Here is a 24739-nt window from a genome sequence, read left to right as displayed (position 1 = left end):
AGCCCCCGCGGTCAGCGGGGCCAGCCCTCCCAGGCGCTCCGCACCATCTCCGTCAGGTCGTGGCGGGCCTTCCAGCCCAACTGCTCGCGGATGGCGTCGGCAGCCGCGACCACCCGGGGCGGGTCGCCGGGGCGGCGCGGGAGAACCTCGGGCTCCGTGGGGAGCCCGGTGACCCGGCCGGCGACCTCGAGCACCTCCCGCACGGAGGCTCCCACGCCGCGGCCGACGTTGAGCAGCAGGTCCGCGCCGCCGGCGGCGAGGTGACGCAGAGCCGCCACGTGGGCGTCGGCGAGGTCGTCGACGTGGATGAAGTCACGCACGCACGTGCCGTCCGGCGTCGCGTAGTCGTCGCCGAACAGCCGCGGCGGGAGCCCCTGGGTGATCCGCTCGAAGACCATGGGCACCAGGTTGGTGACGGCGACGTCGGCGAGCTCCGGGGCGGCCGCGCCGGCGACGTTGAAGTACCGCAGCAGCGCGTAGCGCAGGCCGCTCGCCCGTGCGGCGTCGCGGACCAGCCACTCGCCGACGAGCTTGGTCTCGCCGTAGGGCGACATCGGGACGGTGGGCGTCTGCTCGGTGACCAGGTCGACATCGGGGGACCCGTACACGGCCGCGGACGACGAGAAGACGAGGACGCCGGTGTCGTGCCGCTGCATGGCGTCGAGGAGCGTGGTCAGCCCGCCGACGTTCTCGCGGTAGTACAGCGTCGGCCGGGCCACGCTCTCCCCGACCTGCTTCTTGGCGGCCATGTGGACGACCCCGTGCACGTCGTACCGGGTGAAGACCCGGTCGAGGACCTCCGGGTCGCCGACGTCGCCTCGCACGAGTGGCACGTCCAGCAGGTGGGCCCTGCCGGTGCTGAGGTCGTCGAGCACGACGACGTCGTCGCCCGCCTCGCGCAGCGCGCGCACCACGTGCAGTCCGATGTACCCGGCTCCCCCGGTGACCAGCCATGTCACGGCGGCAGACTAGGTGGCCCGGCGCCACGTCCGGGGGATCTGCGTCCCCGGGTGACCCGAGAGTGTGATCCTCCGGAGAGGATGGTCGGGTGATCGAGCGTTACACCCGGGCCGCCACTCGTCGTGCGGCCGACGTCCGGGCCCGCCTGCGCCTGCGGTCCCTCCGACTCCAGGACCACGTCCCCGTGTCCACGCTGGTGGCGGCGGAGTCCGACGTCCGGTCCGCGCGCGTGCCGGCCGTCGACGTCCACAACCACCTGGGGCGTTGGCTCACGGACGGCACGCGGTGGATGGCCCCGGACGTCGGCGAGCTGGTGGCGTGCATGGACGAGCTCGGTGTCGCGACCGTCGTCAACCTCGACGGCCGCTGGGACCGGGAGCTGCAGGACAACCTGGAGCGCTACGACCGGGCCCGTCCCGGCCGGTTCGCCACCTTCTGTCAGCTCGACTGGTCACTGCTGGCCGAGCCGGACGGTCCCTCCCGGCTCAGCGCGCAGCTCCGGCGCTCGGCCGACGCGGGTGCCTGTGGCATCAAGGTGTGGAAGGACCTGGGCATGTCCGTCCGCGACTCCGCGGGGACGCTCGTGCCCGTGGACGACGCCCGGCTCGCCGACGTGTGGGACACGGCCGCCGAGCTCGGACTGCCCGTCCTGGTGCACACCGCCGACCCCGTTGCCTTCTGGCAGCCCGTCGACGGGCGCAACGAGCGCTGGGAGGAGCTGGTCCTGCACCCCGACTGGCACCACGGTTCCCGCCCAGTCCCCGCACACGGGGAGCTCGTGAGCCAGCTCGAGCGTCTGGTGGCCGCCCACCGCGGCACGACGTTCATCGCCGCCCACCTGGCCTCCTGCGCGGAGGACCTGGGACGGGTCGGGCGGATGCTGGACGCCCACCCGAACCTCGTCGTCGACCTGTCCGCCCGCGCCGCCGAGCTCGGGCGACAGCCACGCGCCGCCCGGACCCTCCTGACCCAGTACGCCGACCGTGTCCTGTGGGGCACCGACTCCTTCCCGTTCGACGCGGCTGAGTACCGCATCTGGTTCCGACTGCTCGAGACGGCCGACGAGCACTTTCCCTACTCGACCGCCCCGGTGCCGCCGCAGGGCCGGTGGGCGGTCTCCGGGCTGGACCTCCCGGAGGACGTGCTGGCGCAGGTCTACGCCGGCAATGCCCGGAGGATCATCCCTGCGCTGCGTCGCTGAGGGGCCTACCGGCTCCTGCGAGCCGCGTGAGGACGTCGAGCACCGTGGCGGCTGAGCGGCCCGCGTCGAACTCCAGGGCCCGCTCCGGCCCGCCCTGGGCGCGCCGGAGCAGCGGCTCCGGATCGCGAAGGTGGCGCTCCAGGGCCCCGGCGAGCGCGTCGAGGTCGCCGGGCGGCACCAGGTCGCCGTACCGACCGTCCTCCAGCAGCAGGCCGGGTCCGGCGCCGCACCGGGTGGCGATGATCGGCGCGCCCACCGCCATCGCTTCCAGCACGGTGAGCGGCAGGCCCTCGGTGCGTGACGAGAGGACGAAGAGATCCGCGGCGGCGATCGCCTTGTACGGTTCCCGCTCGAACCCGGGGAGGGACACCGACGCCTCGACGCCGAGCTCCGCCACCACGGACTCGATGTGCTCGCGATCGGGCCCCTCGCCCATGATCACCAGCCGGTGGTCGACGCCCGCACGGAGGACGCGGGCATGGGCCTGCACGAGCAGCGGGAAGTCCTTGGCGGCGGTCAGCCGGCCGTTGGCGACGACGGTCGGTCGGCCATCACCGGGGGAGTGCCCGTCGCCCGTGGGTGACGGCGGGAGACCCGCCCGTGCCCGCACGGCGGCGACGTCGATGCCGTTGACCACGACCGTCGCACGGTCGGCCGGGAGCCCGTTGGCCACCAGGCCCGGGACGATGCTCTCGGCGACGCAGACGGCCGCGTCGACGTGGCGGTGCACGCGGCGGGTGAGGCCGTGGAGCCGCCGGGGGACCCAGTCGTGGATCGCGCTGTCCAGATCGGCCTGGACGAGGACGGCGAACGGGCGGCGGGCCAGTCGGGCGGCCAGCGAGCCGAGCAGCAGGCAGCTGCCGATCTCCGACCCTGCGACCACCACGTCGGCCTCCCGTGCCAGGGCGACGAGACGCCTGAGAGCCGGGCCCAGCGAGGTCCGCAGCCGGCTCCCGCGTGGGGTGAGCATCTCCAGGACCAGAGAGGGGTCCGGCTCTGCCAGAGCGCTGTCGTCGGCGTCCTCGACAGCGACCACGCGGACGCGAGCTCCCGCGTCCTGGTAGCGGCGGGCGTAGTCCAGCGACACACGCAGGCCGCCGTTCTCGCGCAGCGAGTTCTCGACGACCAGCACGGCCGGTAGCCACCCCGTGCGGGTGTTCGACGCCGTCATGAGCGGAGCAGCCTCTCTCCGGGGGCGTCCGCCCCCACCTCCGCGTGTGCTGGTGCGGGTGCCCGCCCACGCGCATGCCGAGCGCCGATCTTCGCCTGTGCGGCTGGAGAGCGGCAAGGCTCCACCGGGTCACCTCCCCCGTGCGGGTCCCACACCCAGCTCGTGCAACAGCGGCCGGACGGCGGCGCGCCACGAGTGGTCGCTCCCGACCGCGGCGGCGCCCGCCCGGCCGAGTTCCGCGCTCCGCTCGGGGTCCGCGAGCAGCCGGACGAGCTCCGCGGCCATCTCCGCCGGCTCGTCGGCGACGACGACGCCCCGGCCGACGAGGTCCTCGAGGCCCTCGACGCCGATCGTCGTCGCGACCACCGGCCGTGCCGCGGCGAGGGACTCGAGGATCTTCAGCCGTGAGCCGCCCCCGGCGCGCAGCGGCGCCAGGGAGACGCGGGTGCGGGCGTACCAGGGCCCGAGGTCGGGGACCGTGCCGGTGACCTCGACCGACGGGCCGGCGAGGGCGCGGACGTCCGCGGTCGGGTTGCGCCCCACGAGCTGCAACCGGGCGTCCGGGAGCCCTTCGAGCACCTGCGGCCAGACCTCGCGGCAGAACCAGGTGGCCGCGTCGACGTTGGGTCCCCAGGACAGCAGGGCGACGAAGCTCGCCACCGGCCCCTCTGCCGGCGGCAGGGGTGCCGGCTCGTCCCAGGCGTTGGGGACGACCACGACGCGCGGGTGGTCGACGATCGTGCGCAGCGTCGAGCGGTCGAGGTCGCTCACCACCGCTACGACGTCGACGGCGGCCGACCCCCGCCGCTCCAGGGCGCGCAGCGCGCGGGCCTCGGCGCGCCAGGCCCAGGCGCGGGGCCCGGTGGTGGACTCCCCGATGCGCCGGGCGAGCGAGGACTCGACGTTGTGCATGTCCAGGACGCGGACACCCGCGCGGATCCCCCGTGCGTACGGCAACAGTTGCACGTGCTCGACCACGAGGACGTCGGCGTCCTCGCCGGCCGCCTCGGCGACCGCATCGGCGAGGCGGGGCTCCCAGAAGCGCGCGGCCGTCAGCGAGCGCCCGCGCACCAGACCTGCGGCGACATCGACCGGACGCCGGCGCAACGGGACGCTGCGCACGTCGATGCCCTCTGCGCGCAGGGGTGCCGCGTCCTCGTCCTCTCCCTCGAGAGCGCACAGCGTGACCGGCCCCTGCTCCTGCAGGGCGCGCACGACACCCAGCGTCCGTCGCTTGTCGCCGCTGTTGGGTGGCCACGGGACGAACTTCGCGACGACGACGCTGCGCACGGGACCTGCCTCCAGACACGATGGGACCCGGGCACGGTAGCGGGCGGTGTGTCGGGACCGTGCCCACGTCGCCCGCGCGGGCGACTGTCTCCCGTGACCAGCGGGGCGGATGTGATCGAAGTCATGTTTGCATCGATCCCACTCTCCGTGATGAGTGAATCACCACTGGTAGCGCGGAAATCACGGTTCGATCACGGCCTCGTGCTGTTGCTCGTGAGGAAACTGTGGCTTCTGACCACGCTCCGTGACTTCCTGGACGCTGTCTGCATGTGCCAGAGTCCAAATGTCGTTGACGTAATTCGTCCGATCACGCCGAGTGTCGGACGCGCGGAGGTTCTCTTCTCGTGCTGTCTTCCCCCACGGGCCAGTCCGCCCACCACCACCGCCGAGCGGGGCGCCCGGCGCGATCGGCGGGTGTCACCGTCCTGCTCGTGCTCGCCACCGTGCTCTGTGTCGTCGCCACGGTCTTCGGTGCCTCGGCCTTCTCCGGCAGTACGGAGGAGGAGCTGAGCGACGTGGCTGCGCAGCGCGGCAGCGCCACCGGCCGTGCGGTCGTCCCGCCGCCGGCTCGGTCGAGCGCGACCGCGGACACCGGCCAGTCGGCTCCCGCCCCCGGCTCGGTGACCGCCGACGTGCCCGAGACCGCGCCCGTGCCCGAGACCGCGCCGGTCGAGGAGGAGGCCAGTCGAGCCGAGCGAGAGGAGGCCTCCGACTCGTCGACCGCGCAGGCAGAGTCGGCTCCGTCGTCCACGGCATCCTCGTCGTCCTCCGCGTCGTCCTCCGCGTCGTCCGCCGCGTCGTCGTCCGCCGCGTCGGGCTCGTCCGGGCCCGTGGCCGCCGCGGCTGGCGGTGCGTCCGCTGCACGGGCCGCGCTGGTCGCCGCCGGCACCTGGCTGTCGGGCGCGTCCGGCACCGGTGTCGCCTCGGGTGAGTTCGCGGCCTGGCGCGGATCGGCGGTGACCGTGGCCGGCACCTGGGCCGACAGCAACGAGGGCCAGGTCGCCCTCTGGCAGCTGCACCCCGGTGGGGAGTTCGGGTCGTGGAACGAGTCGCTGGACATCGCGATCGGGGCGATCGACGAGGGTGAGACCTGGGCCGAGGCGGCCGGGGGTGCCTATGACGGCCGGTGGCGGCAGTCGCTGACCAACCTGCGCCAGTTGTGGGGTGACCGGGACGGGACGCTGTTCATCCGCTTCGCCCACGAACTCAACGGCAACTGGTACCCGTGGTCGGTGAACGCCGACAACCACGGAGACTTCATCGTGGCCTGGCAGCGGTTCAGGGCGCTGCAGCAGGAGATCTTCCCGGAGTCGCAGCTGGTGTTCTGCGTGAACCGGGAGTCGGTGGGCAACGGCATGGACTGGCGCGAGGCCTTCCCGGGTGCCGAGTACGTCGACGTGATCGGCGTCGACTACTACAACGGCTGGCCGTACGTCGACAGCCAGGCCGGCTGGGACGACTCGGTCGACGACGTCGACGGCTACGGCGCCCCCAAGGGCCTGCAGGCGCACCTGGACTTCGCCCGCAGCGTCGGCCTGCCCCTGTCGGTGCCGGAGTGGTCGGGCAAGGCCAGCGGCGGCGACTCGCCGGCCTTCATCGAGGCCATGCACGGCTTCTTCAGTGCCAACGCCGGCGGCGGTGCCGGGCAGCTGCTCTACGAGGTGCAGTTCAACGTCGACATGCACGACAACGACTACCGCCTCTTCGGCGGCACGCGGATGCCGGCCTCGGCGGCTGCCTACCAGGACGTCTTCTAGTCCCCCTCGTCTCGGGCCGGGCACCTCGTGGTGCCCGGCCCGAGACGCATCCGGGTCCGATGTGACCGGATCGGCTGAGGTCTCGGGCCCATGGGGTTCCGCACCTCGGCTGCGGATGACAGCCTGCCCGGGTGCCCTCACCTGCGACCCGGTCCCGGACCCGCCTCGACTCCCTGACCGGCCTCCGGTTCCTGGCCGCCTTCGTCGTCTTCGCCTTCCACTCGCTGCACTACGGCCGCCAGTCGCTCGGGGACGCCCTCTTCCTCGCCGGGACCACCGGCGTCTCCTTCTTCTTCATCGTCAGCGGCGTCGTGATGAGCTGGACGGCGCGACCGGGCGACCGGGCACGCGACTTCTACCAGCGGCGGTTCGCCCGCATCTATCCCGCCTACGCGGTGGCCTGGGCGTCGTCCCTGGTCGTCATGGTCGCCCAGCAGCGCACGCCGGGTCTGGTCGATCTGCTGCCGCTCACACTGACCCAGTCCTGGGTGCCGTCGGACACCGTCTACTGGGCGGCCAACGCCGTCTTCTGGAGCCTGTCCTGCGAGGCCTTCTTCTACCTCGCCTTCCCGGTGTTGCACCGGTGGGCCGTACGGCTCTCGACGGCGGCGGCCGTCTCCTGCCTGCTGGCGGTCGTCGGGCTCGTCGAGCTCCTCGCCGTCGCGACCGCGTCGCGCGCGGGCGATGCGACCGTCTACTGGGCGACCGCGGTCTTCCCGCTCACCCGCCTTGCCGAGTTCGTCGTCGGCATGCTGCTCGGGCTGCTGCTCACGCGTGGGGTCACGCGGACCGTCCCGCTCTGGTCCGCCTCGGGGATCGCCCTGGCAGCATTCCTGGTGGCCAGCCACGTCCCCGACGGTTACCGCGACGTCGCGGTCACCCTGCTGCCCTTCGCGCTGCTCATCTGGGCCGCGGCGCAGGCTGACCTCGCCGGCCGCCGGTCACCGTTCCGCAGCCGGACACTCGTGGTGCTCGGCACCTGGTCCTACGCCTTCTACCTGGTGCACACGCAGGCGATGACCGGGTGGTTCGAGGCTCTCGACCGGCTCGGCGTCGACAAGGACACGATCAGGGGACCGGCCCTCCTGCTGGCCGTCGCCGGCGCATTCTGCTGCGCCCTCGCCGGCGCCTGGGCGCTGCACCGGTTCGTGGAGGTCCCGATGGAGCGGCGGCTGCGGCCGGCGTCCAGTGCCGGGCGGGTGTCCGTCTCGACCGAGGCGCCGGCCGAGCCGACCGCTCAACTGCCGGAGCAGGACGTCAGCGACGCGCCCCGGCCGTCCTGACCGCTACCCGGCGCCGGCCTCGGCGCCCCGCTCGGGTGCCGAGGCGCTGCTGTCCCGCGACCCGAGACCGGTGAGCAGCCAGGCGATGAACGCCGTCTGCGGCTGCAGCAGCGCCCCCGAGAGCAGGAACACCATCACCAGCACGGAGCCGGGAACGACCCGCCACGCCGGCCTGTCGAGCAGGGTGAGCACCAGGAACACGACGAACAGGCCGCCGGCGAGGATGCCGTACTCGAAGGCGAGCTTCGGGATGATCGAGTAGAGGACGTCGTTCCCCAGGCCGTCGCGCGCGGAGGCCAGGAGCCGCTCGACGTTCCCCGGACCCGCGCCGACGAGGTAGCGGACCGGGTCGGCGGCGAGCCCGTCGTAGACCTCGGAGTACGGAGCGACGAAGCGGGCGTAGCCGCTGCTCTGGGGCTGGTTGATCTCGTCCGTGCGGTCCAGCAGCAGGGGACCGGCCGGGCTGAGGAGCGCGAGGACGGCGATGACCGCCACGGCGAGCAGGTGGGCCGGCCGCAGGCGGCGGGGGGCGTGCAGGGCCATCAACACGAGCCCCACCCCGAGCAGGATGATGCCCGTGCCCGAGACCGCGGACGCGAGGCCCGCCACCAGGACCAACAGCTGCCAGGCGCGGACCCCCAGGAGGAGACCGATGAGCGCGGCCAGCGCGCAGAACTGCGAGAAGGCGGAGGGCTCGAGCATGAGGAAGGCGTTCGACTTGAAGACGTCGACGCCGTAGGCCAACGGGATGCTGGTGTTGTAGTCGGCGATGAGGAACTGCGGCGACACCCACTCACCGAGGTAGTCCTCGTAGTCCCAGACGCCCAGGAGCTGGGTCACGAACTGCCCGATGCCCACCGTGGCGAGGACGAGCATCACGCGTACGAACGCACGACCGGCACCCTCGACGACCTCGCGCCCTCGGTCCGTGCGGGCACGCAGCACCCAGGGGAGGTAGATGACGACCAGGAGGAGCAGGGACGTGATCGACAGCGTCCCGCCGGTGTAGGAGACATAGGCCGTCACCGCCAGGACCGACGTCATAGCCACGACCAGCAGCTCGAGGCGTAGCCGGCCCACGGCGAGCGCGCGGCGCAGGCCGAGGACGACGATCACGGCGTAGGACAGCGGCAGCGCGACCGAGATCGACGTGTCCCCGACCGGGACGCCGATCCGCTGGGTCAACACCAACACCGTCACCAGCGTGCCGAGGAGGACCTGGTCGGCCCGGCCCCAGTGCGCCGGCGCCGGCGCGGCGGTGGGAGTCGTCGCGACCGGGGTGGGCGCGGGCTCCGTGTGAGTGGTGTCTGTCACGGACGCCGTCCTCCTGGTCCTGTGGTCGCCGCGGCGCGGCTCGCGGCGGTCGCCGGTCGAGAGTCGGCTCCGGCACCGTTCCGACGCGGGCCGCCCGACCTCGATGTCGGTGGGGCTCAGGCCGGGCGAGCCAGGACGATACCCACGGGACTCGCCGACGGGCGCTCTCCAGGGCGTCCGATCGGGGTAACCGGTCCACCGAAGGGGTCACCGGGACGGTTTCGCGTGTCAGACTCGGGCCCGCCGTCGTCCGATACGTGCCCTGACGGGCACCGCGACGGCCCCCCAACCCGACGATGAGGAGTCAGCGTGCCCCGTCCCACGGCGAGCAGCTCGTCCAGCTCACCGCGTTCTCTGGTGGCCGCGTCCGTCTGGCGTGCCCGGTGGCTGGTCCTGGCCGCCGTCCTGGTGGCCGGCGTGGGCGGGTACTTCCTGAGCTCGCGCCAGGACCCCACCTACTTCGCCCAGAGCCGGATCGTCCTGGCGGCGGCCCAGGCTTTCGACCCCCTCGGGCGCCAGACCTTCGGCGACCCCACCCGCTTCATCGCCGACCAGGCCGCGATCATCGGGACGCAGCCCGTCCTCGAGCGTGCCGCGGCCGAGCTCGACGGGGGTGTCACCGTCGGTGACCTGGCCCGGGGCCTCGACGTGGCGGCGAACGGCGACAACGACGTGATCACCGTGGGCATGTCGGCCCCCACGAGCGAGGACGCGGCCGACCGTGCCAACGCGGTCGTCGAGGCCTACCGCTCCTACGTGGCCGACGCGGTGGCCGCCGAGGCCGCCGCCGCCACCGCGGCGACCGGCGACCCCGCGGTCGTCGACCAGATCGCCACCGAGGCGGCGATCTACTCCGACGGCGTGGCGATCGTGGAACCGGCCTTCCCGCCCGGTGACCCTGCGACGCCGGTGCCTCTCCGGGACGCCGCCCTCCTCGCGGCCATCGCGGCGCTCCTCGCCGTCGGCGTGGCCCTGATCCGGCGTCCCGAGCGCTCGGGTGGCACGGACGACCCGGGTCCGCTGCTCGGTGCCGTCACGGTCGCGCCCGGGCGTGAGGTCGCCGACCTCGCCGGCCACTCGCACGCCCTGGTGGCGCTCGACTACGCCCGTGGGGACGCCGCGGGCCGGCCGGTGCTCATCACCGGGACCTCCGCGAGCGGCCCCGCTCCCGCGGTCGCGCACGGCTTGGCCGCGGCCGCCGCGGCGCAGGGGCAGCGGGTCCTGTTGGTGGACGCGCAGCCCGGTCGCCGCGAGCTGTCCCAGCGACTCGGGGGGATCCGCCCCCACCGGACCCTCGACAGCCTCGGGCAGACCACCGAGTCGGAATCCGACGTCCTCACCGCCCTGCCGGTCGGCGGCGCGCCGTCCGCGTTCGCCGTTCTCGGCCAGCTGGAGGAGGCGCCCGTCCGCGCCGACGCCGTGCGCCTGGCCCTCTCCCGCCTCACGCGGGACTTCGACCTGGTGATCATCCAGACCGGCTCCCTGGCGGACAGCTCGCTCGCCTACGCCCTGGTCCGGGAGTCGGGTCCGGTCGTCGCGGCGGTCGACGCGGACGACGACCCCGGCCGGCTCCAGGTGCTGCGTGCGCAGCTGGCCACGGCCTCCCGCGAGCTGGACGGCGTCGTCCGTGCGCGGGCCGGCCGCACCGCGCGGCGGAGCGGTGGCGAGCAGGCAGGCGTCGACGCGCGGCCCGCGTCCGCGCAGCCGTCCTCGCCCGCGCCGCTGTACACGGGACGCACCGGCTGACCCGACCGGGCCCCCGGCGTCACGACCAGACGGCCCGGTCCCCCAGCGACGCACCCGCGTCCCGGGGAACCGGGCCGTTCGGCGTCCGCTGGCCGCCTGTGGTCCTCGCGTGGGGGCCGGTGAAGGGGCTCGTGCGGTCCGGTGCGGGGCGGGTGCGCTCGGGGCGGCCGCCACGCCGGCCGCCCGGTGGTCGGCGCGGCGGAACGGCGGTCGAGACGGCCGTGCGGTCCCGAGGTGTGGTGCGGCGGGACGGGACGGCCGGGCGAGGACGGCCGTGGCCCGCCGGCGTGGGCGCCCGGAGGGGACGCCGACGCCGACAGGCTCGGGTCAGCCGTCGTTCAGGCTGTCGATGATGTCGCCGATCCCCACGCCGCCGCCGGGAGCGGGGGTGGGCGGCGGGGCGGTCGGCGTCGGCGCGTCGATCCAGGAGGACGTGGTCGCCGCTGCCGAGGTGGGACCGGCCGGCGTGCCACCGGCGGGGGCGGTCGGTGCCGACGACGTCGTCGGGGCCTGGGTGCTCGGTGGCACCGGTGCCGAGGTCGTGGGGACCCCGCCCGTCACCGGGGGCGGGGTGGTCGGTGCCGCCGTCCCCGCGGTCGTCGTCTGCGGCCGCGGGGTCGAGGTGGCGGTACCGGGGGCTGTCGCGGTGCCCGCCGAGGGCTGGGCGGTCGAGCCGGCGACGGGTGCGGACGACGTCGGCCCGCCGGGGGACGGCGCGGTGGCCTCCGGCGCGACCGGGCTGTCCGAGGGGCCGGCCGCGGTGGACGGGAGTGGCCCCTGGTCCGGCGTCGGGGACGTCCCGGACCAGCCGGTGGTCGTGGACGGCGGGTCGGACTGCGGAGACCCGCCGGTCGACGAGGAGCCGCCGGGCGAGGGGATGTCAGACGGGGCCGGGAGGACGGCGGGTCCCCCGCCGCCCTGCTCGACGTCGCCGGTGCCCTGGTCTCCGACCGTCGCCCCGGCGGGAGCCTCCCCCGGGGACGGCGCCGGGGTCGGGGTTGCGCCACCCGTGAACGAGGACGCGCCGGCCGAGGACCGCAGCGCGCTGGGCTCGGTGAGGAGCTCGGACGACGCGCTCGCCCAGGCGAGGCTCGCGAGCGTGGCACTGGCCAGGAGGGCGTGCGCCACACGCAGCGGCGGGCGTGCGACGCCCAGGGACACCCCTCGGGCCACCACGACCACCGCCCAGGCCAACGGCAGCAGACTCAGCGCGAAGAGCGCCGTCGGGACGCCGACGGTGAAGGTCAGGAGCAGACCGATCGCGAGTGCTCCCCCGAGGAGCAGGTCGGGTGACCTCACGTCCCCCCGCCGCTCGCTCGGTGCCCGCCGGACCGTCACGTCGTCTCCTCTCAGCCAAGATCTCGGACGCATTGCACAGGACGCGGAGGTCCCAGGCAATCGGCCGGTGCCCGGCTCGTGAGGTCAGGCTCGGGTCACCACACGGCCGCCCACCGTCGCCGTGCCCGTGAAGGACCCGACGGCGTACGCCCAGTGCTCGCGTGCGCGCTGAACGTCACCGCGTGCTCGGCGCTCCGCGGCCCGCACGACATAGCCCAGGCCGATGAGCGCGGTCATCAGCGCCGCACTGACCGTCGGGTGGTGCCGCCGCAGATAGCGCCGGAGGGACGCGCCGCGCAGCCGCATCATCTCCAGCGACGGCGCGCCGGACCCCCCGCTGGAGCCCGTGATCGTGACATCGGTCCGAAGGTTCTCGTGCAGCCCGGCGGCCCGCGCGGCGCGGCCGAACTCGACGTCCTCGAGGTAGACGTAGTACCCCTCGTCGAAGCACCCCAGCTGCAGGAAGGTCTCCCGCCGCACGGCCATGCAGCCGCCGCTCACCCAGTCGACGTCCGCCGGCGCACCGATGCGGGGACGGGCGAAGATGCCGCTCTCGGGGAAGAGCTTGTGCAGCCCGGCGGCGTGCACCGCAGCGCGGCGCACCGACGGCTCCCAGCCGCCCACGCCGATCTGAGCGCGGCCGTCGGGCTCGACGAGCGTGCCGGCGCTCGCGGCGCAGGTGGGATCGGTCAGCACGTCCTGGACCAGGTCGGTCAGGTCGTCGAGGCGGGGCCGGGTGTCGGGGTTGACGAACAGCAGGACGTCCGCGGTCGAGGAACGTGCGCCCTTGTTCGCGGCTCGCGCGAAGCCCACCCCTCCGCCCTCGAGGTAGCGGCCACCCGGTCGGGCGAGCACGACGTCGCGCAGCCCATCGGTCCCGTCGGAGTTGTCGACCACCACCACGGGGAGGTCGCCGGGCAGTCCGGAGAGCAGACCCTCGATCTGCGGCCTGCTCCGGTAGGCCACGATCACGAGCTCCCAGGACGCAGTGCGTGCCGGGTCAGAGCCGGTCGAGGCGTCAGGCCCCACGGTCGACATGCGGTGGTTCTCCAGTGTCCGGCGCCATGCCCTCTGACGTGGCGGTTCGCGTACTCTCCAGTGAGCGGAGAGTCCTGCTCGCGCAGGGTAGCCGGGGACAGAGGCCCCACGTCCCGACGGTGGCTCCGACGAGTGAGAGCCGTTCGGGTGACCGGACCATCGGAGGTGGGTGCTGCGATGTCAGGGGAGCCACAGGCCACCCTGGACGCCCAGGAGACGGTCGACGAGCGTGGCGCCCACCGGCGCCGCCGGTGGAGCGGCCGTCCTGTCCTCCTGGCCGGCCTCGCCGGTGGCCTGGCCGTCGTGGTCGCCGCCGCGGTGGTGGTCGTGACCGCCGACGACGTCCCGGAGCGGGTGTCGTCACCCAGTCCGGACACCGGCGCGCCGCCCGTCGTCTCGTGGCTGTCGGGGGCGTCCGGCGAAGGGGTGGCCGTCGGCGACTTCGCCACCTGGCGTGGGGATCCCCTGACGATCGCGGGGACCTGGGCCGACAACAACCAGGGGATGGTCGAACTCCCCCAGCTGCAGCCCGGTGGGGAGTTCGGGTCGTGGAACGAGTCGCTGGACATCGCGATCGGGGCGATCGACGAGGGTGAGACCTGGGCCGAGGCGGCCGGGGGTACCTATGACGGCCGGTGGCGGCAGTCGCTGACCAACCTGCGCCAGTTGTGGGGTGACCGGGACGGGACGCTGTTCATCCGCTTCGCCCACGAACTCAACGGCAACTGGTACCCGTGGTCGGTGAACGCCGACAACCACGGAGACTTCATCGTGGCCTGGCAGCGGTTCAGGGCGCTGCAGCAGGAGATCTTCCCGGAGTCGCAGCTGGTGTTCTGCGTGAACCGGGAGTCGGTGGGCAACGGCATGGACTGGCGCGAGGCCTTCCCCGGTGCCGAGTACGTCGACGTGATCGGCGTCGACTACTACAACAACTTCCCGTACGTCGACGACCAGGCCGGCTGGGACCAGACGGCCGACGACGTCGACGGTCACGGGGCGCCGAAGGGCATCGAGGAGCACCTGGAGTTCGCTCGCAGCGCGGGTCTGCCGCTGGCCGTCCCCGAGTGGTCCGGCAACGCCCTGGAGGGGGACTCCCCGGCCTTCATGGAGGCGATGAACGCCTTCCTGCAGGAGAACGCCGGCGACGGGCCGGGGGAGGTCCTCTACGACGTCCTGTTCAACGTCGACGGCTACGACGGCAAGTTCATCCTGTACCCGGAGACGCTGATGCCGGAGTCGGCCGCCGCCTACCAGCGGCTGTGGTGACGGGCGACCGTCCCCACGCCTGACGACGCGGTCAGGCCGCCGGCGACGTCGTCCCGATCAGCCCCCGGTCGGCGGCCCAGGCTCCGGTCTCCTCGTGCACGGCCCGCCAGTCCACGCCGGGCGCCATCAGAGCGTCCTCCATGTGCGAGGCGAGATTGGGGTCGGCGGCGACGAGGATCCGCCTGCGATCGGCGCGGCGGTGAGCCCGGAGGTTCGTGGCGAGCAGGAAGGGGGACAGCCACATCCCCCGGATCCGGTCACGGACGGAGCCGGGCGTCAGGCCGGCCGCCGCACGAGCGAGCTCTCCGTAGGTGTAGGGCTCGAAGCCCTGGTAGACGAGGCAGGTGTCGTGGTCCCGGTACATGTGCCGGTGCGGTGCCATGCAGAGCCGGAAGACGCCGAGGTCGTCGGTGAGGGCGCCGATGCGGGCGCCGAAGGTGCTCGCGGTGCTGCGGATGCGCACCCACGCCTGCCCGTCGACCTCCCAGGGGGCGAGGTCTCGCCACCCCCGGGGGCCGTCGTCGGGGACCTGGCCCTCGGTGGCCGGATGGGCCGGCGTCGACCCGTAGAGAGCGAAGTACTCCGCCTCGGGGACGGCGTCGGCGACCTGTCCGAGCCGGACGAGCGCCTCCGGGCTGTACAGGTAGTCGTCCTCGCTCATCCACGCCACGTCGTCACCCGACCACCGACCGTCGGTCACCAGGCGCAGCCCGGCCAGGTAGGACTGCCGCATCCCCACGCCGGGGAGCTCGACGACCTCGCCGGCGGACTGCATCACCCGTAGGCGGTCCTCCGGGATGGGGCCGTCGTTGAGGAACACGGGCTCGACCCCCGCGGCCTCCGCCGCGCGCAGGAAGGACAGGAGGCACGAGAGCTTGCTGTAGTACTCCGGTCGGTCCTTGAGGTTCTCCCCGCCGTAGGACCGGAACAAGGCCCGCACTGCCATCCGTGGATCCCCTCTCGTCGCGTCTGGGGCCTGGTCCGTCCATGCGCCCGTGCGGCGGAAGCGTACCGACGGAACTCGTCCCGGACCCCGGGTGAGGCGTGGGTCTCCCCTGTTCGGGGGCAGTGACGTCAGCGATCACGCCGATTACCGTGACGGGCGTGTCTCGTCGACCGGCCGATCCGGGCCACGGCCCCGCCGCCCCCGTGAACCGCAGCCGTGCGACGGGATCGGGGTGCCCGGCCGAGTGAGCGGCACGCGTGAGCGCAGGCCCTCCGTCCTCGCGCTGGTCCGCAAGGCGGGCTGGAACGTGGCCGACCAGGGCCTGTCCAGTCTGAGCAACCTCGCCCTGTCCCTCCTCGTGGCGCGCGCGGTGGACGAGGAGAGCTTCGGCGCCTTCACGGTGTCCTTCACCGTCTACTCCGTCGCCGTGCTCGTCTCCCGGTCGCTGGCGAGCCAGCCGATCATGATCCGGTTCGCCGGGGTGTCCGACGCGACCTTCCGCGACGCCGCTGCCCGGTCGACGGGGACCGGTGCGGTGGTCGGTCTCGCCCTCGGTGCGGCCGTCCTGGTCGCGGGCCTGGTGCTCGGCGGCGGCGTCGGGACGGCGCTGATGGCCATGGCGCTGCTCCTCCCGGGGCTCCTCGTCCAGGACGCCTGGCGGATGGCCTTCTTCTCCCAGCGCCGGCCCGAGATGGCCACCCTGATCGATGCCGTGTGGATGGTCCTGCAGATCGTCGGGGTGGCGGTCTTCCTCGCGATCGGGGCGGGATCCGCGGTGCCCTACGTCATCGCCTGGGGGGTGGCCGCGGCGGCCGCGGCCGCCGTCGGGGTACGGCGAGGGCGGGTGGCTCCTCGGCTGTCCGGGGCCTGGGGCTGGCTCAAGGAGCACTGGGACCTCACGCGGTACCTCGTCACGGAGGCGCTCCTGTTGCAGGGCGCCTATCAGGGAGCGCTCCTCCTCGTGGGAGCCCTCGGCACGTTGACCGACATCGGCTCCCTGCGCGGCGCGCAGGTGGTGCTCGGACCGGTGTCCCTGCTGGCGGCCAGCGCGATGGCCTTCGGTGTCCCGGAGATCTCCCGCCGACCGGGGCTGTCCCCCCGTACCCGCGTGCTGGCCGCGACCGCACTCGGTGGCGCGCTGTCCCTGGGGGGGCTGCTCTGGGGTCTGGTCATGCTGCTGCTGCCCGACGCGTGGGGCGTCGAGCTCCTCGGTGACTCGTGGGACGGCGTGCAGACGGTGCTCCTGGCGTCCGTCATCGGCCAGGTGGGCAACCTGATCTCGGTCGGACCGGCCTGCGTGGCGTACGGGATGGGCCGCTCGGACGCGGTCTTCCGCATCCACGCCGCTGTCTCGGTGATGCTCGTGGTCTTCGGCGTCGGCGGACTCCTCGTCGGAGGCGCGGTCGGCGCGGCCTACGGCTTCGCCATCGCCTACTGGGCGGTCGTGCCCTTCTGGTTCCGCACGGTGGCCCGCCTCAGCGCCGAGAGGCCGGTGGACCTCGGGGCGGGCGGCCACGACGACGAGGCAGGGGTCCAGCCGCCCGCCCGGCCGGCCGGCTGATCCCTCCCCGCCTGACTGCTCGGTCGCGGGCCGTCCCCTCAGCCAGCCGCCGTCCACTCCAGCAGCTCGTCGGCGGTCCACGTGTTGACGACCCGGTCGGGGTCGACGCCGGTCTCCACGGCCCGCTCGCAGCCGTTGGACTGCCAGTCGAGCTGGCCGGGGGCGTGGGCGTCGGTGTCGACGGCGAACGAGCAGCCCAGCTCGACGGCGAGCGACAGCAGGCGCAGCGGCGGGTCGAGCCGCTCGGGCCGCGAGTTGATCTCGATGGCGGTGCCGTGCTCGACGCAGGCGGAGAACACCGCCTCGGCGTCGAAGGCGCTCTCGGGGCGCGGGCGCTGGCGCCGGCCCTCCCGCTGCTCGCGCGGGATCAGCAGCCGGCCGGTGCAGTGGCCGAGGACGTCGGTGTGCGGGTTCTCGACGGCGGCGAGCATGCGCTCGGTCATCGCGGCCGACTCGGCCCGCAGGTCGGAGTGCACGCTCGCCACGACGACGTCGAGGCGGCCGAGCAGCTCGTCGGTCTGGTCGAGGCTGCCGTCGGTGTGGATGTCGCACTCGATGCCGGTGAGGAGCCGGAACGGGGCGAGTTCCTCGTTGAGCGCGGCGACGACGTCGAGCTGGCGCTCCAGGCGCTCCGCCGTCAGCCCGTTGGCGACGGTCAGGCGCGGCGAGTGGTCGGTCAGCGCCATGTACTCGTGGCCGAGGGCGATCGCGGCCTCGGCCATCTCGCGGATCGGGCTGCCGCCGTCGGACCAGTCGGAGTGGGTGTGCAGGTCGCCGCGCAGGGCGGCGCGGAACTCCGCGACGTCGTCGGCGAGCGGGACCAGCTCGGCGTACGCGTCCTCGAGGCGGGCCAGGTACTCCGGCACCTCGCCGGCGTGCGCCTGCACGATCGCGGCGCCGGTCTTGGGGCCGATGCCGCGGAGGTCGGTCAGCGTCCGGGTGGCGATCCGCCGCTCGAGCTCGCCCTCGGGCAGCGCGTCGACGACGGCGGCCGCGGTGCGGAACGCCGCCACCCGGTGCGTGGGCTCGCGGGCGCGCTCCAGGAGGAAGGCGATCCTCCGGAGCGCGGCCGCGGGCGTCAGGGGCGTGCTCAGCTGGCCTTCTTCAGCTGCTTCTGGGCCTTCTTCTCCGCCTTGGCGGCGCGCTTCTGGGCCTGCTCGAGGCTCTTCTCGGTGGCGGCACCCGCGCGCTTGGCGGCGCGCTTGGCCCGGTAGCCCACCGACGGGCGGCCCTCGGTGTCGACGGCGGCGATGAGCAGGCCGCCGAGGAGCCCGGCGTTCTTGAGGAAGTTCGACAGCTGGCCGAAGCGCTCCTCCGGGTCCTCGTGCTCCCAGAAGCGGTGCCCCGCGAGGGTCGTGGGGACGATGCTGCCGGCCAGCGCGAGGGCGCTGAGGCGGGGGAGCTTGCCGAGGGCGAACAGCGCGCCCGCGCCCACCTTGATGCCGGCGTCGATCCTCACCCACTGCTCGACGTCGCGCGGGACCTGGACCGGGAGCTGCTCGTCGGCGGTCTTCGTGATCGTGTCGACGACCGGCTGCGCGCCCGGGACGCGCGTCTGCGGGTTCCGGAGGGTGTCGACGCCGCCGTAGACGAACGATGCGGCGAGCAGGGGCCGGGCGATCCGGCGGACCAACATGGGGACCTCTTCCGTCGATGGGCTGACCGTGTGTCCCCTCATGCCCGTGCGGCGCTCCGGGACACCCTGCTCCGGAACCTAGTGACCGGCGTCGCGTCCCGCTCGGTGGTCAGCGCGGGCGGTAGACGACCAGCGGCGGCCGGGCCCGGACGGCGAACGACGTCGCCACCTCCCCGGCGCGGCCGCCGAGGTGCACCGGCCGCGGGCCCGACCACAGGTGCACCCGCACCTCCCGGCCGGCGGGGACCGGCCGGCCGCCGGGTGCGAGGGCCGCGCGGAGGCGGGCGAACGGCACGTCGGCGCGCACGCACCGGACGTCGAGCGGGCCGCCCGACCGCCCGGGGGCGACGGACAGCGCCCACACCTCCGCCGGCCGGCCGTCGACGACCACGCCCACCGGCGTCGCGTCCCGGAGCGCCCGCGCCGCGGCCCGGGGGCCGGGCGGGAGGCGCAGGCCGACGACGGCGGGACCGGTGACGAGCGCGCCGTCCACGTCCGCGACGTCCACCGCCGCCGCGGAGCCCGCCGCGACCGCGGCCGCGGTCTCCTCCGGCGCCCCGCCGAGGGGCCCCGTGCCGCCGAACACGGCCAGCGGCAGCCCGTGCTCCGCGGCGACGGCGGCGGCCACGGCGACGGCGCCCTCGTCGCCGGCCACGCCGAGCGCCCGGGCCCGGCCGCCGCGGGCGGCGTCGCGGAGCGCGTCCGGCCCGCGGTCGAGCACCTCGGCGTCCGGCAGCAGCCGCCGGACGTCCGTGGCGGCGGGACCGGCCGCGACGACCAGCCCGGCCCCGCGGGGCAGCGCGGGTGCCGGCGCCCCGGGGGCCGCCGCGGGCGGCGTCGGCGGCGGGCGGAGCCGCCGCCCGGCCAGCGCCAGACCTGCACCGATCGCCAGGCCGGAGACGACGTCGCCCGGGTAGTGCACGCCCACGTGCACCCGGGAGTAGCCGACGGCGAGGGCCAGCGGGCCGACGGCGGCCCCGGCCAGCGGGCTCTCCAGGACCACCCCGGTGGCGAAGGCGCCGGCGGAGGCGGAGTGGCCGCTCGGGAAGGAGAAGGTGTGCGGCGCCCGCGGCAGCGCGCGGCCGGCCGACAGGTTGGCCATGTCCGGCCGCACCCGGCCGAAGACGCGCTTGAGGACGGCGTTGACGACGGCGCTGGCCACCGTCAGCGAGCCGAGGCCGCGCAGCGCCGCCCGGCGTGAGGGGCCCCGGCGCAGCGCCAGCAGCAGCGCGACGGCGAACCACAGCCGCCCGTGGTCGGCGCTGCGGGTGAGCCGGCGCAGCCACCGGTCGGCGGGGGACTCCGGCAGCGCCCCGACGGCGGCGTGCAGCCGCGCGTCCCAGTAGCGGAGCCGCAGCGGGGTCACGGGCGGGACGTTACGGCCCCGTCCGGATGGGTGCTCAGGCCTTCCGGCGTGCCCGGTAGGCCGCGACGGTGGAGCGGCTGGCGCAGGTGTTGGAGCAGTACCGCCGGCTGGCGTTGCGGGAGGTGTCGACGTAGACGTCGTCGCAGCCCTCGGCCGAGCAGACGCCCAGCCGCTGCCACCCGTGCTGCACGACGACCTGGGACAGGCCCATGGCGACCGTCGTCGTCAGCTGCTCGAGCGCCGGGGCGTCGGGGCGGGCGTAGTGCAGGTGCAGCTCGCCGTCGTGGTCGGTGGCGTAGGGGTGCGGACGGGCGAGGGTGAGCAGCTCGTTGAGCCGCTCGAGGACCTCCGCCTGCGACCCCGCCAGGGCGACCGCGCGGACGAGGTCGGCGGTGGCCGCGGCGCGCCGGGCCTCGGCGGGGGAGAGGTCCAGCGCGGTCTGTGGCGTGAACCACTCGTCGTGGGCGCGCAGGAACGCGGGGGCCCACTCGCCGTCGCGCTCGACGTTGGCCAGGTGGATGGCCAGCTCCACGGCGTTCGACCCGTAGGTGTCGTAGTCCATGTGACTCCCTACCGCCCTGCTACTGTCGTAGGGGGTCAACGTGACTTGACCGCCTACTGTTCCGGTTTCCGCGTGTACTGAAGTGAGCTCTGCCGTGCGTTCGTACCTGTCCGTCTGGCGCCTGCCGTCGGCCCCCGTCCTGCTGCTCGCCGGCTTCGCCGGCCGGTTGCCCTCGGCGATGGTCCCGCTGGCGCTGCTGCTCATGGTGCAGCAGCAGACGGGGTCCTACGCCGTCGCCGGCCTCGCGTCGGCCACCTACGGCCTCGCGATGGCCGCGATGGCGCCCGTCCTCGGCCGGCTGGCCGACCGCCGCACCCCGCGGCCGGTCCTGCTGGCCCAGGCCGCCGCCTACCCGCTGCTGCTGGTCCTGCTCGTCGCCGTCGTCCTGGGCGGCGCACCCACGCCGGCCGTCGTCGCCGCCGCGGCCGCCGCCGGCGCCGCGACGCCGCTGGTGTCGGGCACCGTCCGGGCGCTGTGGTCGCGGGTCGACCCCGCCGTCCGCGGCACCGCCTACGCCCTCGACGCCACCGCCACCGAGCTCGTCTTCGTCGCGGGCCCCACGGTCGTCGCCGCGCTGGCGGTCCTGGCGAGCCCGGCGTGGGCGCTCGCCGTCGCCGGCACCCTCGCCGTCTGCGGCGCCCTCGCCATCGCGACGTCGGGCGCCATGCGCCGCTGGGTGCCCGTGCCGGCCGTCGAGCGCACCAGCCCCTTCGCCACCGTGCTCGCCCCCGGCATGCCGCGGGTGCTCGTCAGCGGCTCGGCGCTGATGCTCGGGTTCGGCGCGCTCGAGGTCGCCATCCCGGCGTTCGCCGACGAGTCCGGTTCCCCGGGCCTGTCCGGCCTGCTGCTGGCGCTGTGGTCGCTCGGCTCGGTGGCCGGCGGGCTGTGGTTCGGCGCCCGCGTGGTCAGCGCCTCGCTGCCGCGCCAGTACCGGTGGCTGCTGCTCGGCGTGACGATCGGCCTGGCGCCGCTCGTCGCGGCGTCGAGCCCCTGGGTGCTGGGCGCCCTGCTGTTCCTCGGCGGCACGGCCATCGCGCCGACGCTGACCGTGCAGAGCTCGCTGGTGGGTTCGCTGGCCCCGGCGCACGCCACCACGGAGGCGTTCACCTGGCTGTCGACCATGGCCACCGGCGCCTCCGCGCTGGGCGCGGCGTTCGGCGGCGCGCTGATCGACTCCTCCGGCGTCACCGGGAGCCTGCTCCTGGCCGTCGCGGGCGCCGCGGCTGCCGTCGTCGTCACGCTGGTGCCCGGCCGGGCCGCGCCGGCCCGGCCGCGGGAGCGGGTGGCCGCCTGACCTGCGCTCCCAGCCCGGGGACCCCCCGGGCTGGGAGTCGCCCCGGAGGCGCTGGTAGTCTCTTCTCTCGGTGGTACCGGGGGAACTCGGACCCCGGGAGGCTTCGCCTAGTCCGGTCTATGGCGCCGCACTGCTAATGCGGTTTGGGTTAATCCCCATCCCGGGTTCAAATCCCGGAGCCTCCGCGCACGACAACTGAACACTCCGCACCCGTAGCTCAACGGATAGAGCATCTGACTACGGATCAGAAGGTTAGGGGTTCGAATCCCTTCGGGTGCACGTCTGGTTGAGACAGCACAGCGGCCCCGCACTCCCCGGAGTGCGGGGCCGCTGTGTGTCCGGGGACACGCACCCGCCACCCAGACGGGTGGCTGAGGACCCCCGGCGCGGGGGGCGCTATACCTGTTGCCCCCTTGTCGCGTAGCGTGCGTCAGCCCCGGGAGGTCGGGGCGTCCGCCCCCGGAGGTGCCCATGGCCGTCCTGCTGCCCTTGAGCGACGACGCCACGGCGACGACGGTCATCGACCGCCTGCTCGCCGTGGCGGCCGCCCAGCCCGACGTCGTCGCGGTGGGGGACCCGGGTCGGGGGCTGACCTACGGCGAGCTGCTCGGGGAGGCGGCCGCCGTGTGCGCGGCCGTCCGGCGGCGCAACCCCGGCGGGGCCCCGGTGGCGGTGTTGCGCGGGCACGGCGTCGACGCGGTCGTCGCCGTCGTCGGCGTCGTCGCGTCGGGCGCACCGGTGGTCGTCCTCGATGCGACGACACCGGCCGCCCGGCTCCGCCACTACGTCGACTCCGCGGGCGCGGTCCTGTGCGTCACCGAGGAGGTGCACCGAGCCACGGCCGAGGCGCTGTGTGCGGACGTCCTGGTCGCGGGCGACCCTGACGAGGTGCGGGATGCAGCGTCGATGCTCGCCGCGACACCGCACGGGCCGGGGACGCCGCTGGCGCTGGTCTTCACCTCGGGCAGCACAGGCCGCCCCAAAGGTGTTGCCTGCGGGCCGGCGTCCTTCCTGCACGACGCGTACACCAACGCGACGGCGACCGGCTGCTACGGCCGCGGTGACACGGTGGTCAACCTCCTGCCGATGGCGTTCAGCGCCGGCATCGGCCTCACCCTGGCCGGGCTGCTCTCGGGAGCGACGCAGCAGATGTTCGACCCGCGGACCACTCCGGTGGGCCGGCTGCCCGCCTGGCTGCGGGAGGTGGGCGCCACGGTGCTGGTGGCCAGTCCGGCCATCCTGCGGGGGATCGTGGCGAGCAGTCCGGCCGGGACCACCCTCGACGGGCTGGCCCGTCTCACCATGGCCGGCGAGACGGTGCACGCCGCCGAGCTGGAGGCCGTCCGGCGGCTGGTGGGCCCTCGATGCGAGATCCGCAACCGCTACGGGTCCACCGAGACCTGGCTCATCTGCGAGAACGTCATGGGGCCCGACGAGCCCCTGCCGGCGGGGCCGACGCCGGTGGGCCGGCCCGTGTCCGGCGTCCGGCTGGTGGTGCGTAACGAGTACGGCAACGACTCCGCGACAGGGACGGGCCGGCTCGTCGTGCGGTCGCGCTGGTTGACCGACGGCTACTGGAACGCGCCGGAGGCCACCGCGGAGGTCTTTGGCGACCTCGACGACGGCGTCCGGGAGTTCGTCACCAGTGACGCCGCCGTGATCGCCGACGACGGGACCGTGCGGCTGCTCGGCCGCACGGACCACAGCGTCAAGATCCGCGGTCACCTCGTCGAGCCGGGCGAGGTGGACGCGGTGCTGTTCGCCCGGCCCGAGATCCGGGAGGCGGTGACCGTGGGCCTGGTGGCTGAGGACACGGGGCGTGCTCGGCTCGTGTCATACGTGGTCCCCGCCGAGGGGCGGCTCGAGGCGTCCTCGGTCCGCCGGGTGGTCCGCGAGGCGCTGCCGTCGTTCATGGTCCCCGAGCAGGTGGTCCTGCTCTCGGCCCTGCCGCGGACGGAGCGGGGGAAGCTCGACCGGTCGGCACTCCCGGCGGTGCCCCCCGTCGACCTCGGGTCCGCCGCCCCGCTCACCGACTGGGAGCGCGTCGTCGCCGGTGTCTTCGCGCGTGTGCTCGGCGTGGACCGGGTGGGCCGCGACGCCGACTTCTTCGCGCTCGGCGGGGACTCGCTCGCGGCGGAGGAGCTCCTCGCCGCGGTCGGGAACGAGCTGGGGGTCGCCGACTCCGTCCTGTCGACCGCCCTGCTGGCGGACGCCTCGACCGTGGAGGCATTCGCGGCCGCGGTGCGGCGGCACCGCACACGGGCGCACCCGACGCTCGTCCGCCTGCGGGGGGTCGGTGGCCGTGCCCCGCTGTTCTGCGTCGCCGGCGCGGGCGGGGTCGCCCTCGGGTTCCGGCCCCTCGCTGCCCGTCTGGCGTCCGATCTGCCGGTCTTCGGCCTCCAGGCGCACGGACTCGAGGGCCGGGGCCTCCCGGACTGGTCGGTCGAGGCGATGGCGGCCCGTCACCTCGCCGTGGTCCGGACCCTCCAGCCCGCGGGCCCGTACCGTCTCGCCGGCCACTCCCTCGGAGGGCTCGTGGCCCTGGAGATGGCGCAACGACTGCGCGCGGAGGGTGAGACGGTCGAGCTGCTCGCGGTGCTCGACAGCTTCCCACCGGATCCGTCCGCGCAGCCGCCGGTCCTCGACGGAGGCCCTCTGACCCGGCTCAAGCAGGTGGGGGCAATCCTGAGTGCCGGCCTGCTGCCCGACGTGCTCGGCAACTACCTCCGCTTCCACCGCCAGGGGATGCTGGTGGCCCGGCGCTACCGCGGCCGGCCCTGGGACGGGCGGACGCTGGTCGTCGTCGCCCGCGACGACGGGGCGGCCCAGGCCCGTGCGGAATGGGGTCCGTGGCTGCGGGGTCCCGTCACCACCGTCCACGTGGCGGGGGACCACGAGAGCGTGCTCCACGAGCCGCACGTCGAGGCCCTCGCCGAGGCTCTGGCCGCCGAACTCGACGCCCTCGACGGCGCAGCAGTCCTGCAGCGGGCCTGACTCCGCCGAGCGCCCG

19 protein-coding genes and 2 tRNA genes are annotated in these 24739 nt (G+C 74.5%); 10 read left to right on the top strand and 11 right to left on the bottom strand.

What is annotated here, in order from left to right:
- Positions 1-11: 11 nt before the first annotated feature.
- A complete protein-coding gene (galE, locus tag ACI78R_RS18000) occupies positions 12-959 on the bottom strand; it encodes a UDP-glucose 4-epimerase GalE (RefSeq protein WP_457041724.1) in 948 nt (315 codons plus the stop codon).
- Between the two features lie 89 nt (positions 960-1048).
- On the opposite strand from galE, the gene ACI78R_RS17995 reads away from it, so the two are divergent.
- The gene (locus ACI78R_RS17995; RefSeq protein ID WP_457041723.1) at positions 1049-2161 is read left to right on the top strand and encodes an amidohydrolase family protein; all 1113 of its coding nucleotides are present in this window, start codon (positions 1049-1051) and stop codon (positions 2159-2161) included.
- Here the strand turns inward: ACI78R_RS17995 and ACI78R_RS17990 are convergent.
- Positions 2139-3332, bottom strand: coding sequence for a glycosyltransferase (locus ACI78R_RS17990; RefSeq protein ID WP_457041722.1), 1194 nt, complete (start codon positions 3330-3332; stop codon positions 2139-2141). The two genes, ACI78R_RS17995 and ACI78R_RS17990, sit on opposite strands and share 23 nt — an antisense overlap.
- Positions 3333-3461: 129 nt before the next feature.
- Positions 3462-4622: a glycosyltransferase gene (locus ACI78R_RS17985; protein ID WP_457041721.1), complete on the bottom strand. Its 1161-nt coding sequence runs from the start codon at positions 4620-4622 to the stop codon at positions 3462-3464.
- 431 nt (positions 4623-5053) lie between these two features.
- Here ACI78R_RS17985 and ACI78R_RS17980 point away from each other — a divergent pair, with 431 nt between their 5' ends.
- Both ACI78R_RS17980 and ACI78R_RS17975 read left to right on the top strand, forming a co-directional pair.
- Positions 5054-6379: a glycosyl hydrolase gene (locus ACI78R_RS17980; protein ID WP_457041720.1), complete on the top strand. Its 1326-nt coding sequence runs from the start codon at positions 5054-5056 to the stop codon at positions 6377-6379.
- Between the two features lie 131 nt (positions 6380-6510).
- Positions 6511-7662, top strand: a complete 1152-nt coding sequence (locus tag ACI78R_RS17975) for an acyltransferase family protein (protein ID WP_457041719.1) — start codon at positions 6511-6513, stop codon at positions 7660-7662.
- Positions 7663-7665: 3 nt separating this feature from the next.
- Here ACI78R_RS17975 and ACI78R_RS17970 read toward each other — a convergent pair whose 3' ends face one another.
- A complete protein-coding gene (locus ACI78R_RS17970; protein ID WP_457041718.1) occupies positions 7666-8976 on the bottom strand; it encodes a hypothetical protein in 1311 nt (436 codons plus the stop codon).
- 357 nt (positions 8977-9333) lie between these two features.
- On the opposite strand from ACI78R_RS17970, the gene ACI78R_RS17965 reads away from it, so the two are divergent.
- Positions 9334-10722, top strand: a complete 1389-nt coding sequence (locus ACI78R_RS17965) for a hypothetical protein (RefSeq protein ID WP_457041717.1) — start codon at positions 9334-9336, stop codon at positions 10720-10722.
- 327 nt (positions 10723-11049) lie between these two features.
- Here ACI78R_RS17965 and ACI78R_RS17960 read toward each other — a convergent pair whose 3' ends face one another.
- Together ACI78R_RS17960 and ACI78R_RS17955 are read right to left on the bottom strand one after the other, a co-directional pair.
- Positions 11050-11250 (bottom strand): hypothetical protein, encoded by a 201-nt coding sequence (locus tag ACI78R_RS17960; protein ID WP_457041716.1) that lies wholly within the window; start codon positions 11248-11250, stop codon positions 11050-11052.
- An 894-nt stretch (positions 11251-12144) separates the two neighbouring features.
- Complete coding sequence (locus tag ACI78R_RS17955; RefSeq protein WP_457041715.1) at positions 12145-13026, bottom strand: glycosyltransferase; 882 nt, start codon at positions 13024-13026, stop codon at positions 12145-12147.
- A 249-nt stretch (positions 13027-13275) separates the two neighbouring features.
- Between ACI78R_RS17955 and ACI78R_RS17950 the strand changes: the two genes are divergently transcribed.
- On the top strand, positions 13276-14364 hold the full coding sequence (locus ACI78R_RS17950) for a glycosyl hydrolase (RefSeq protein ID WP_457041714.1): 1089 nt from the start codon (positions 13276-13278) through the stop codon (positions 14362-14364).
- Positions 14365-14395: 31 nt separating this feature from the next.
- On the opposite strand, the gene ACI78R_RS17945 is transcribed toward ACI78R_RS17950, so the two are convergent.
- Positions 14396-15310, bottom strand: a complete 915-nt coding sequence (locus ACI78R_RS17945; RefSeq protein ID WP_457041713.1) for a hypothetical protein — start codon at positions 15308-15310, stop codon at positions 14396-14398.
- 244 nt (positions 15311-15554) lie between these two features.
- Between ACI78R_RS17945 and ACI78R_RS17940 the strand changes: the two genes are divergently transcribed.
- Complete coding sequence (locus ACI78R_RS17940; protein WP_457041712.1) at positions 15555-16871, top strand: hypothetical protein; 1317 nt, start codon at positions 15555-15557, stop codon at positions 16869-16871.
- A 38-nt stretch (positions 16872-16909) separates the two neighbouring features.
- Here ACI78R_RS17940 and ACI78R_RS17935 read toward each other — a convergent pair whose 3' ends face one another.
- From ACI78R_RS17935 to ACI78R_RS17920, 4 genes are all read right to left on the bottom strand, one after another.
- Positions 16910-17953 (bottom strand): PHP domain-containing protein, encoded by a 1044-nt coding sequence (locus ACI78R_RS17935; protein ID WP_457041775.1) that lies wholly within the window; start codon positions 17951-17953, stop codon positions 16910-16912.
- Between the two features lie 8 nt (positions 17954-17961).
- Positions 17962-18507 (bottom strand): DoxX family protein, encoded by a 546-nt coding sequence (locus ACI78R_RS17930; protein WP_083628138.1) that lies wholly within the window; start codon positions 18505-18507, stop codon positions 17962-17964.
- Between the two features lie 109 nt (positions 18508-18616).
- Complete coding sequence (locus ACI78R_RS17925; RefSeq protein ID WP_457041711.1) at positions 18617-19873, bottom strand: phosphatase PAP2 family protein; 1257 nt, start codon at positions 19871-19873, stop codon at positions 18617-18619.
- A gap of 34 nt (positions 19874-19907) precedes the next feature.
- Positions 19908-20435, bottom strand: a complete 528-nt coding sequence (locus ACI78R_RS17920) for a CGNR zinc finger domain-containing protein (RefSeq protein WP_457041710.1) — start codon at positions 20433-20435, stop codon at positions 19908-19910.
- Positions 20436-20529: 94 nt separating this feature from the next.
- Between ACI78R_RS17920 and ACI78R_RS17915 the strand changes: the two genes are divergently transcribed.
- From ACI78R_RS17915 to ACI78R_RS17900, 4 genes are all read left to right on the top strand, one after another.
- A complete protein-coding gene (locus ACI78R_RS17915) occupies positions 20530-21729 on the top strand; it encodes an MFS transporter (RefSeq protein ID WP_083628142.1) in 1200 nt (399 codons plus the stop codon).
- Positions 21730-21825: 96 nt separating this feature from the next.
- A tRNA-Ser gene (locus tag ACI78R_RS17910) sits at positions 21826-21914 on the top strand.
- Positions 21915-21935: 21 nt separating this feature from the next.
- Positions 21936-22008 (top strand) — tRNA-Arg (locus ACI78R_RS17905).
- A 192-nt stretch (positions 22009-22200) separates the two neighbouring features.
- On the top strand, positions 22201-24723 hold the full coding sequence (locus ACI78R_RS17900; RefSeq protein ID WP_457041709.1) for an alpha/beta fold hydrolase: 2523 nt from the start codon (positions 22201-22203) through the stop codon (positions 24721-24723).
- Positions 24724-24739 lie beyond the last annotated feature (16 nt).

It is taken from the genome of Geodermatophilus sp. SYSU D01106 (assembly GCF_054049995.1).
This window is presented reverse-complemented; position numbering and strand designations above follow the sequence as displayed.